General features: G+C 30.4%; 12 protein-coding genes. 2 read left to right on the forward strand and 10 right to left on the reverse strand.

Going from position 1 to position 9,072, the window contains the following annotated elements:
• Positions 1 to 69: 69 nt before the first annotated feature.
• The 3 genes from HMPREF3239_RS04030 to HMPREF3239_RS04040 all read right to left on the reverse strand — a co-directional run bounded on the left by HMPREF3239_RS04030 (position 70) and on the right by HMPREF3239_RS04040 (position 2,036).
• Positions 70 to 912 carry a DUF4097 family beta strand repeat-containing protein gene (locus HMPREF3239_RS04030; RefSeq protein WP_070854803.1) on the reverse strand — a complete coding sequence of 281 codons (843 nt, stop codon included), beginning with the start codon at positions 910 to 912 and terminating at the stop codon, positions 70 to 72.
• Positions 909 to 1,466 carry an HAAS signaling domain-containing protein gene (locus HMPREF3239_RS04035; protein WP_053030403.1) on the reverse strand — a complete coding sequence of 186 codons (558 nt, stop codon included), beginning with the start codon at positions 1,464 to 1,466 and terminating at the stop codon, positions 909 to 911. Before HMPREF3239_RS04035 ends, HMPREF3239_RS04030 begins: the two co-directional genes overlap by 4 nt.
• A gap of 84 nt (positions 1,467 to 1,550) precedes the next feature.
• Entirely contained in the window at positions 1,551 to 2,036 is a 486-nt protein-coding gene (locus tag HMPREF3239_RS04040; RefSeq protein ID WP_053030404.1) for a hypothetical protein, read from the reverse strand.
• A gap of 211 nt (positions 2,037 to 2,247) precedes the next feature.
• Between HMPREF3239_RS04040 and HMPREF3239_RS04045 the strand changes: the two genes are divergently transcribed.
• Positions 2,248 to 2,808 carry a thioredoxin family protein gene (locus HMPREF3239_RS04045; RefSeq protein ID WP_070854805.1) on the forward strand — a complete coding sequence of 187 codons (561 nt, stop codon included), beginning with the start codon at positions 2,248 to 2,250 and terminating at the stop codon, positions 2,806 to 2,808.
• Between the two features lie 93 nt (positions 2,809 to 2,901).
• Here the strand turns inward: HMPREF3239_RS04045 and HMPREF3239_RS04050 are convergent, their stop codons facing one another.
• From HMPREF3239_RS04050 to HMPREF3239_RS12615, 7 genes are all read right to left on the reverse strand, one after another.
• On the reverse strand, positions 2,902 to 3,630 hold the full coding sequence (locus HMPREF3239_RS04050) for a phenol-soluble modulin export ABC transporter permease subunit PmtD (protein WP_053030406.1): 729 nt from the start codon (positions 3,628 to 3,630) through the stop codon (positions 2,902 to 2,904).
• Entirely contained in the window at positions 3,631 to 4,503 is an 873-nt protein-coding gene (locus HMPREF3239_RS04055; protein WP_070854807.1) for a phenol-soluble modulin export ABC transporter ATP-binding protein PmtC, read from the reverse strand.
• The gene (locus tag HMPREF3239_RS04060; RefSeq protein WP_070854808.1) at positions 4,500 to 5,183 is read right to left on the reverse strand and encodes a phenol-soluble modulin export ABC transporter permease subunit PmtB; all 684 of its coding nucleotides are present in this window, start codon (positions 5,181 to 5,183) and stop codon (positions 4,500 to 4,502) included. The genes HMPREF3239_RS04055 and HMPREF3239_RS04060 overlap by 4 nt, the downstream gene beginning before the upstream one ends.
• Positions 5,180 to 6,079, reverse strand: a complete 900-nt coding sequence (locus tag HMPREF3239_RS04065) for a phenol-soluble modulin export ABC transporter ATP-binding protein PmtA (protein WP_070854810.1) — start codon at positions 6,077 to 6,079, stop codon at positions 5,180 to 5,182. The genes HMPREF3239_RS04060 and HMPREF3239_RS04065 overlap by 4 nt, the downstream gene beginning before the upstream one ends.
• Positions 6,076 to 6,456, reverse strand: a complete 381-nt coding sequence (locus HMPREF3239_RS04070; protein ID WP_053030410.1) for a PSM export ABC transporter transcriptional regulator PmtR — start codon at positions 6,454 to 6,456, stop codon at positions 6,076 to 6,078. The genes HMPREF3239_RS04065 and HMPREF3239_RS04070 overlap by 4 nt, the downstream gene beginning before the upstream one ends.
• Positions 6,457 to 6,795: 339 nt before the next feature.
• Entirely contained in the window at positions 6,796 to 6,972 is a 177-nt protein-coding gene (locus HMPREF3239_RS04075) for an SE1626 family protein (protein ID WP_107629928.1), read from the reverse strand.
• 175 nt (positions 6,973 to 7,147) lie between these two features.
• Positions 7,148 to 7,243 (reverse strand): Trp-rich small protein, encoded by a 96-nt coding sequence (locus tag HMPREF3239_RS12615; protein WP_228480641.1) that lies wholly within the window; start codon positions 7,241 to 7,243, stop codon positions 7,148 to 7,150.
• 194 nt (positions 7,244 to 7,437) lie between these two features.
• On the opposite strand from HMPREF3239_RS12615, the gene HMPREF3239_RS04080 reads away from it, so the two are divergent.
• Positions 7,438 to 8,724 carry an aminotransferase class I/II-fold pyridoxal phosphate-dependent enzyme gene (locus HMPREF3239_RS04080; RefSeq protein ID WP_070854812.1) on the forward strand — a complete coding sequence of 429 codons (1,287 nt, stop codon included), beginning with the start codon at positions 7,438 to 7,440 and terminating at the stop codon, positions 8,722 to 8,724.
• The last annotated feature ends 348 nt before the right edge of the window (positions 8,725 to 9,072 follow it).

Genomic DNA, 9,072 nt, shown 5'->3' on the forward strand with positions numbered 1-9,072 from the left:
ACGACGAATTTAAAAGAATTCTGTCCCACTCCCGACATGACAAATGATTGCCTTTTATTATGTAGGCAATCATTTTATTTTAATATCTTTTTTAACAGTGTAAAACTCAACCACATTATCACTATTTCCTACCTTACCGTTATTAAAAGCTTTATTCTCAACTTTAGCTTCACCACTACCTGGATGTAATTTTAATAACGTATTTTTCGGTTTATCTTTATAGTCCAAATGGATAGAATCATGTTTACTTGAACCTCTAACATCCGTTTCACTATACATATCTGTGAAATTTAAATGCCCTTCTTCAGTCACAAACAGGGCGTTTTGAAGTATTGTTTTATTTACATTAATGGCACCTAAACGCGTCTTAAATTTACTGTTGTGGATTTCACTATTTTTAATATTTACACTACCAGAATCGCTCTCAAAAATAAGGTTATTTAATTTAGAATTGTTAACTTTTAAATGTTTAGTACTTTGGTAAATCAAACCATTCTTAATATTAATCCCATCTAAACTTATATTTTCAAAATTTGAATGTATATCTAAATTGTTTATATTTTTATTAGGGATTATAATTTCGATTTTAGATTCGCTCTGATTAAAAGGGTTAATATTGATGCTATAGCCTCTTTTGTTAGATCTATGCTCTTTTACATTTAAGGTATCATTTGTGTGATACACCTTAACATCATTATCACCATAATATTTAACACCACAATGGTTACCTTGTTTAATTGTGACTTCTGAATTGTAACTCTCAACATTTAAATTAGTCATTTTCATATGATTGTAAGCTTTATCATATTTGAGCTTTTTAAATTCATCTTTGTCGTGTACAAACCAGACTAAAGTTGCAGCCAAGAAAAAACCTATAAATATTACTATGCCAGCTATCATTGCCTTTTTCATTGTTTAATTCTTCCTTTAACTGTTTGGATATACCAAGTTAAATATTTTAATACAAGTCGATATATATTTTGAGTGATTTTCATTGTGAGTACAAATAAAACGATACCAATCCCCGCATAAGAAATGCTAAATAAGAAATTGCTAAACGAATCAACAATCCCCTTGACAATACTCATCGAAATAATGATTAATGGAAGACAAATTAAAAAGACTGAAAATAAAAACACACCAAATAATATCACTAAAAATATCACTATAGGAATAATAATAAAGAAAAATGAAAGTACACCAAGACTCAATGACGCCATTATTGCTCTAACAATATTTTGAAGGTTAGGGGTAACTTTGGCATAAGAAATCGCTTCTTTCGCTTTGACTTCCTTACCAATATCATGTGGTTCACGCAAGTCTGATATGATGTCTTTTTCTGATTTTCCTTTTGTTTCTTGTTCATAGAAATGATTTTCATAATCATCCATAAGTTTGTCTTTTTCTTCTCTTGGCAATTGATCTAGTTCCAATTCAAGTTCATTTAAAAAGGTAATCTTATCCATTTTTTCACATACTTTCTTAATTGAATTATCTCTATTTCATTGAAAAAGTAGCTTGCTTAAAATTGAATTATACGCGGATCACTGTTAACGACTAAAAAATTCAATTCGTTTAACCACATTATCTTTATACAAAATGGATAGTTTCATATGATGATCTTTATCAACATAGATTAATGCATCATACCCCCTACCAACTTTGTCTTTACGATAGTTCTCACCCAAGTAGTTAATGGCATGATCAACGTTGTCTCCAATTTTAATGCCAAAATTAGTTGTCACGTCCTGATCATTAATGAGCACTATTCCTTTTACCTTCTTGTGTTTATTTTTGACTTTCACCGTTAGATTTTTATGATTTTTATCATTGTAAAATTTATATCTGTCCAACTTAATATTACGATTAATCTCGTAATTATCATCATTAAATTGTTGATTCATTTGAATGCCATTAATTTTCACTTCTGTAAGATCAATCGTTTTTTGATTTTTATAGATTGTAAGACAAGTAACGACTATCAAAGCTATGATTGTAAAGATAATAAAAATTACCCATCTATTTTGTATACGCAAATGTACCACCACTTCTATTCTTAATAACTTAAATATATCATAACCGCTTACTAAGAAACATCTATCCACCAAGAATCGTTTCTTACACAATTGTAACGTTAATTTACCATTATAAGAAACACAGTCATACTAATATATTTTGAGTTTTATAATTATCCATTTTCAGTGAAAATTGTTATAATGATATAAATTTAATGGGGAGGTATTTCTTATGGCTAATTTAGAAACGTATTTTAAAAAGAGTCAACCACTAGATGACTATATCGAAAACATGACTGTAAATAAAGACAACGTATTATCGATTTACAATGCATTCACGCCACCTTCAACTGACGACAGAATCGGTCAACTTAAAGACCGTCCCTATTCGAAAGTGTTAGTTATAAGTGAAGATTGGTGTGGCGACGCTATGATGAACTTGCCTATACTAAAGCATATTAGTGAGTCACTTCAGTTAGAAGTTCGTGTATTCCTTAGAGATGAAGATACAGATCTAATTGACCAGTATTTAACAAATGGTACAGCACGTTCGATTCCAATCTTTATCTTTATGAATGATCAATTTGAACAAGTTAGTGTTTGGGGACCAAGAGCGCGTGAAGCTCAAGACTATGTTACGCAACTAAGAGCTGAGAAATTACCTAATAAAGAAGCGCCTGATTATAATGACAAGGAGAAAGAGGTTCACCACGAAATCGCTACTAAATATAAATCAGATTCTGAATTATGGAATCAAGTTTATGATTCCATTATCAGTAAATTAATGCTATAAACGCAAATAAAAACAAAATGGGTAGTGAAGCAGATATTATTTTATTTCTGCCCCACTACCCTCTTTATTTAGGAATAACTTCCTATGCTTGTCTTAAATATCTCTTTTAGCTGCATAAGCAATATTCGCAATGAATAAAACAACAATTGATGCTAATGAGATAAACCATTGCCAATTTGAAAATTTAATGCTATCCGTTTGAGATTTCTCAGTTAAATAACTGAAAGGAATATATTTTAGTGATTTTTGAATTTTTTCGCCCCAATCAGGAATCAAACCAATAAAAGGTTGAATAAACGGTACGATAAATACTAAGAAGATGCCTAACGTGAAAATAACTGCTGGTTTTTGAACTATTAATGTCACTAAGAATAATAGTAAACCAAAGAATAGTAAGAAGATAAGATAGAACCATATGTTCGTTAAGAACTTATCTCCGTCTAAATTTTTTCCATCAGTAAATGCTTGTACTAACATTAAAGTAATATATGTGATAAGTGCAAAAATAAAAGAAATTAACACAATTGAAATTGTTTTAGCAATGATATAACCAATTCTATTCTTCACTTTGTTCATATACAGTTGAATCGTACCTTGAGAATAATCACGAGTAATCGTCTTAATCACTACTAGCAAGCCAAAGAATAAAAACATCCAATTTGCCATAGATAGAATTGACGAATAATTTACTTGATCAGTATTTCGTGCCATTAAGAATGTTATTAATCCTAAAACTAACCAGATTAATAGTAATGCAATGTAAGTTAGATAACTTTTACAAAAACTCAATATATCATATTTAACTAATTGTAAACTTCTCATTTATTTGTCACCTCTTTGATTAATATTAAAGTACGTATCACGAAGCGAACTTTTTCTTGTTTCAATATACTTAGGATATAAATCTTTTTGTGCTAAAGATTTGAGTATTTGTTTATAATCTTTTTGTGCCTTAATCATGATTTCGCCACTATCTTTATGAGATTGAAGTACGTTGAAATGTGCTGTTAAATAGTCAAGCGCTGCGTTAAATTCTTCAACTTCAAATTTAAGTGATGTATGATCTTGAGCGCTACCGTCTTTCATATTAACGTCTTGTACAAAGTTACCGTCACGTAAGAAGACAGCTCTATCACAAATCAATTCTATATCTTCTAATTTATGGCTTGAAATTAATATTTTCATTCCTAAATCATTCACTAATGATTGAATCGTTTCTAAGACATCAATCGAGCCATCTGGATCCATACCATTGGTTGGTTCATCTAATATTAAATATTTCGGTTTATTCATTAATGAAACAGCAATCGCTAGTTTTTGTTTCATACCCATTGAATATTTTTTTACCTTTTTCTTAATGTATGGTCTCATACCAAATGCGTCTATAATTTTATCTGTATAATCTTTGTCGAAACCTTTTCCTAGAACCTGAGCAAATAATCTCAAGTTATTTAAACCTGTTTTATTATCATAGAGCTTTGGATGTTCAATAAGATAACCTACGTTCTCGTTATCATTTAAATGAACCTTTCCTTTGAAATTAATAATATTACCATTCATTACTTTCATTAATGTTGTTTTACCAACACCATTTTTACCAATTAAACCTACAATTTGACTATCTCCAAAATCAAAATTGATACTATCTAAAACATCATTATCTCCATATGTTTTTGTAATGTTTTCTAATTTCATGTAAGCCCTCCTTTATTTTCACGCTGATTGATACGTTTTAATTGAATCAAATAGTTTATAATCATCCAAATAATACTTAAAATCAATAAACCGTAATTGTAATAGACGCCTAACACATTATAGGTATAGTAGCGTTGGAACACGAGTACATTAATAACTGCGAATACCGTTGTTATTGCAAATGGTATAGCCAACATCATAATCATAATATATGGTGCATAAGCTATGCCTTCACGCTTTCTTTCAGTGTTCCTACTAAATGCAATTGGAATGCTGAAAAAATTCACGAATATAAAAGCTATTGCAGTTGAATACCTTAAATCTCCAAAATCTATATTGGACGATTGAAAATTATATAATGCGATGATACATCCACCAAATAACGTCAACACAATACATGTAATATAATTTGCGTTGAGCATATCTTTCTTAGAAACAGGTAAGCTTTCGTAAAATAAATACGAACTTTTTCCACCTAACCTTCTATGCAATCTAAATAAATGTCCAGAATCTAAAATGCTGACAACCATTAATGTGATAGCAATGGGTGCATAGAACAGAAAATAAAGTTCGGTTTTAGAAAGTACCAATGCATATAGTGGATTAAAGAGCAATAACGCAAGATAAATGACTATTGTTACACTTCGACATTTAAAATTTCTAATTAATAATTGCTTCATTTTACCAACCTACTTTGCTGAAATTCTTGTTGATTGTCACGCAGATGAGATTTTTCGATATAAATCATCAGTTCTTCTATTGTAGGTTGTTGAATATTAACGTTGTTTCCAAACAATTCTTTAAACACTTGAGCATGTTGCGTAAATCCTTTAAATCCAGTCGATTTCACTTCTTTATAAAGAAATAAACGATTTAATTCTTCGTCTAAATCTTCATTATCACCTTGTACTATTGCGTATTGTTCTTGTAATTGATGGCGGAATCCTTGCATGATAATTTCTCCATTTTTTATGTGTACAAGATAGTCAGCAATTTTTTCTAGGTCTGAAATGATATGCGTTGAAATAAATAATGTCTTATTTTCATCGAGTAGTTCACTTTGTAATATTTCTAACACTTCATTGCGAACGATTGGGTCTAAACCTGCAGTTGGCTCATCCAAAATGAATAATTCTGCATGGTGACTCAAAGCAAGCGCTAGTGACAATTTCATTTTCATACCTGTTGAGAAATGCTTAATTTTATCATTAAAAGGCAGTTTAAATTTCTCTAAGTAATATTTGAACGTTTCTGAATCCCAATCACTATAAAATGGTGATACCATTTTTTCAAGTTTTTTTGGAGTCCATTGTTGATTAAAGTAAATTTCAGAATAAACAAAACCTATTTTATTTTTAATCCATTTCGGTTTATTTGTAATTCGTTCACCGAAAATGAAAATATCACCATTACTAGGTTCTAATATATCCATTATCAACCGAATCATTGTCGTTTTTCCTGCGCCGTTAGCCCCAATGAACCCAGTTACAAATCCTTGAGGAATATTGAATGAAAGATTGTTAATTGAAAATGCTTTATTTTGATACGATACATTTTTTACTTCAATGACATTCATTCTTCTTCCTCCTCATAAATTAAAGTTAATATTTCTTTTAATTCTTTCAGAGGCATATCGATTGTTTTAGCTTCTTTGATCATTAATCGAGCAAGATTTTCTATTACAAAGAATTGCTTTTCTTTTAATATTGAACTATCTTGTTCTTTAACAAAGGTGCCTTTTCCTCGAACAGTTGTAACAAATCCATCTTTTTCTAAATCTTCGTAAGCTCTCTTAGTCGTGATTAGACTCACTTGCAAATCTTTTGCCAGCTCACGCATCGAAGGTAAGTGGCTACCAGCTTCAACATAGCCTTTTAAAATATTTTCTTTGATTTGTTGCTTGATTTGTTCATAAATGGGTTGTTCACTGGTGTTTTTTAGAATAATTTTCATTGATGTCCCCCTTTAATAACTGTATATACATAATATACACACTATATACACGTTTGTAAAGTCATATACGTAAATATCCCCATAAAACACGTTATTAAGAAAAATTGTATATATACTAGATACAATAAGAAAGTGGGAGAGAATTATTAAAATTCTCTCCCACACCCAGCTTGCTTTGCTTGTAGAATTTCTTAGTGAAATTTTCTTTGTTGGGGCCCCGCCCGCAAGGTTGACTAAAACTGAGAAACGCTTGACTTAAGCGCCTTCTCAGTTCAGTCAGCTACTGTGAAATTGCAAAATAGCATGAGTATATTATTTATGTCTGAGATTCTTAAAGTGCTATTTTTTATTTTTCTTTCTATCATTACTACGATTAATAAAAGCACATATCATAAACATGATTGCAGCTAATAATAATTTAACGCCTTGATCTTCATGTCCTGAAGCTTGTAAGTAATAACCAATAACAAATAATACAATTGCCAAGGTCACGAAAATCTTAGTTAAATGTTTCATCATAATTAACACCTCAATAACCGTATTATAACAAACATCAAGACATATTACGGTTTCAATGGATATTTAAAATTGAAAATATGCTTCCATATGTTAAAATTTAAGTGTATCCACGAATTACATTACACAGCCCCTAACTTGTGACGGCAAGTTAGGGGCTTTTGTGTATGGTCATCTACTTATCTTTCCACTTAGATTCTAACCAAACACGAAATATGACGAGTATTCCACCCGTAATCAGTGTCACCATACCCTCTAATAGCCACGACATTACACTACACCTCCAAATGAAAAGTGTCATATCTTATGATGACCTGTCATCATTTTAACACAAAAAGCGAACAAATGTTCGATTTATAAGAATCTTAACTATCAATTCTATGTAATCATAATAGGAACACTTTATCTTTATGACATTTAAAGATAATATATTATTAAACACTAAAAAAAAGTGAGGTTAAATAAATGAACCCATTAGCTCAAAACTTAAATAATCAACTTGTTGATGATTGTCCTGAAATTTTAAGTATGCTTTCAACGCTAGGCCAATCTATGTACTATCCAAAAGGTATATTATCTCAATCGGCTGATGCTAAAAAAACAAAATACAATGCGACTATTGGTATGGCTACAAATAAAGATGGAAAAATGTATGCTGATACGTTATTTGATGTCTATAATCATCTATCACCTGATGACGTATTTCCGTATGCACCACCACAAGGATTAGAAGCTTTAAGAGATTTATGGCAAGATAAAATGCTCAAAGAAAATCCTGATTTATCAAAAGAAACGATTAGTAGACCAATTGTCACTAATGCGTTGACTCATGGTTTATCTCTAATTGCTGATTTATTTGTAGAAAATGGCGATACGATCTTAGTACCTACACACAATTGGGGTAACTATAAATTAATATATGAAACACGTCATTCAGCAAATATTGAGACATATTCAATATTTAATCAAGAAGGTCACTATACAACAAATGATTTAGTGACTACTTTAGACAACTACAATCAAGATAAAGTCGTACTCATTCTGAATTACCCTAACAATCCTACTGGTTATACACCGAATAAAGATGAAGTTACAACTATAGTATCAGCTATTCGTTCACTTGCTGAAAAGGGCACAAAAGTGATAGCTGTTGTTGACGATGCTTACTACGGCTTATTTTATGAAGATGTGTATCGCCAATCTATATTTACTGCATTAAATCAAATTGAATCAAATAATATATTACCGATTCGTTTAGATGGCGCTACTAAAGAATTCTTTGCTTGGGGACTACGTGTTGGTTTCCTTACATTTGGTCTAAGCAATCATACAGCTAAAGAAGTATTAGAGGCGAAAGTTAAAGGTTTAATACGAAGTAATATTTCAAGTGGACCAATGCCTTCACAAAGTGCTATTAAATACGTCTTAGAACATCATGACCAATTTGATAAAGAAATCCAACAAAATATTGATACTTTACAACAACGATATGAAGTAACTAAGTCAGTTGTATATGATGGTAAATACAAAAATCATTGGCAAGCATATGATTTTAACTCAGGTTATTTCATGGCAGTCAAAGTCAATGGCGTAAATCCTGAAGAACTTCGTACGCATTTAATCAATGAATATTCAATTGGAATCATTGCTTTAAATGACTCTGATATCCGAATTGCGTTTAGTTGTATTGAAAAAGATGATATTCCACATGTGTTTGAATCAATCGCTAAAGCAATAGATGATTTAAAGTAAACAATCGATATAATGAAGTAATATAATTATGATGTTAAGAAAAAGTTCTCTTATTCGAATAAGTCAATCATTCTGAACGACAAAATAACTCGAAAGTTGTGATTTTAATGGTAACTATTTTTTTAATATTGCTTATTATTAATTTTATCTTAACGTCATATCATTTGTATCTTTACGCATTTACGTCAACCGGACATGTACCCAAAAATTTATATTTTTTCATAGGATTACTCACCCTATTCATTCTATTTGGAGCATGGTTACTAGATTTATTATAAATTTTTCTATTATCATTCTTAAATAATGTAAAAAACGGGAGTGGGACAGAATTCTTTTAAAATTCGTCGT

Source organism: Staphylococcus sp. HMSC34C02 (assembly GCF_001838705.1).
GTDB lineage: Bacteria > Bacillota > Bacilli > Staphylococcales > Staphylococcaceae > Staphylococcus > Staphylococcus borealis.

Coding starts and splice junctions, on each gene's coding strand:
- HMPREF3239_RS04050 (WP_053030406.1), bottom strand. CDS start 3,630: ATGAGAAGTTTACAATTAGTTAAATATGATATATTGAGTTTTTGTAAA.
- HMPREF3239_RS04075 (WP_107629928.1), bottom strand. CDS start 6,972: ATGAAACATTTAACTAAGATTTTCGTGACCTTGGCAATTGTATTATTT.
- HMPREF3239_RS12615 (WP_228480641.1), bottom strand. CDS start 7,243: ATGTCGTGGCTATTAGAGGGTATGGTGACACTGATTACGGGTGGAATA.
- HMPREF3239_RS04045 (WP_070854805.1), top strand. CDS start 2,248: ATGGCTAATTTAGAAACGTATTTTAAAAAGAGTCAACCACTAGATGAC.
- HMPREF3239_RS04060 (WP_070854808.1), bottom strand. CDS start 5,183: ATGAAGCAATTATTAATTAGAAATTTTAAATGTCGAAGTGTAACAATA.
- HMPREF3239_RS04030 (WP_070854803.1), bottom strand. CDS start 912: ATGAAAAAGGCAATGATAGCTGGCATAGTAATATTTATAGGTTTTTTC.
- HMPREF3239_RS04065 (WP_070854810.1), bottom strand. CDS start 6,079: ATGAATGTCATTGAAGTAAAAAATGTATCGTATCAAAATAAAGCATTT.
- HMPREF3239_RS04055 (WP_070854807.1), bottom strand. CDS start 4,503: ATGAAATTAGAAAACATTACAAAAACATATGGAGATAATGATGTTTTA.
- HMPREF3239_RS04080 (WP_070854812.1), top strand. CDS start 7,438: ATGAACCCATTAGCTCAAAACTTAAATAATCAACTTGTTGATGATTGT.
- HMPREF3239_RS04035 (WP_053030403.1), bottom strand. CDS start 1,466: ATGGATAAGATTACCTTTTTAAATGAACTTGAATTGGAACTAGATCAA.
- HMPREF3239_RS04070 (WP_053030410.1), bottom strand. CDS start 6,456: ATGAAAATTATTCTAAAAAACACCAGTGAACAACCCATTTATGAACAA.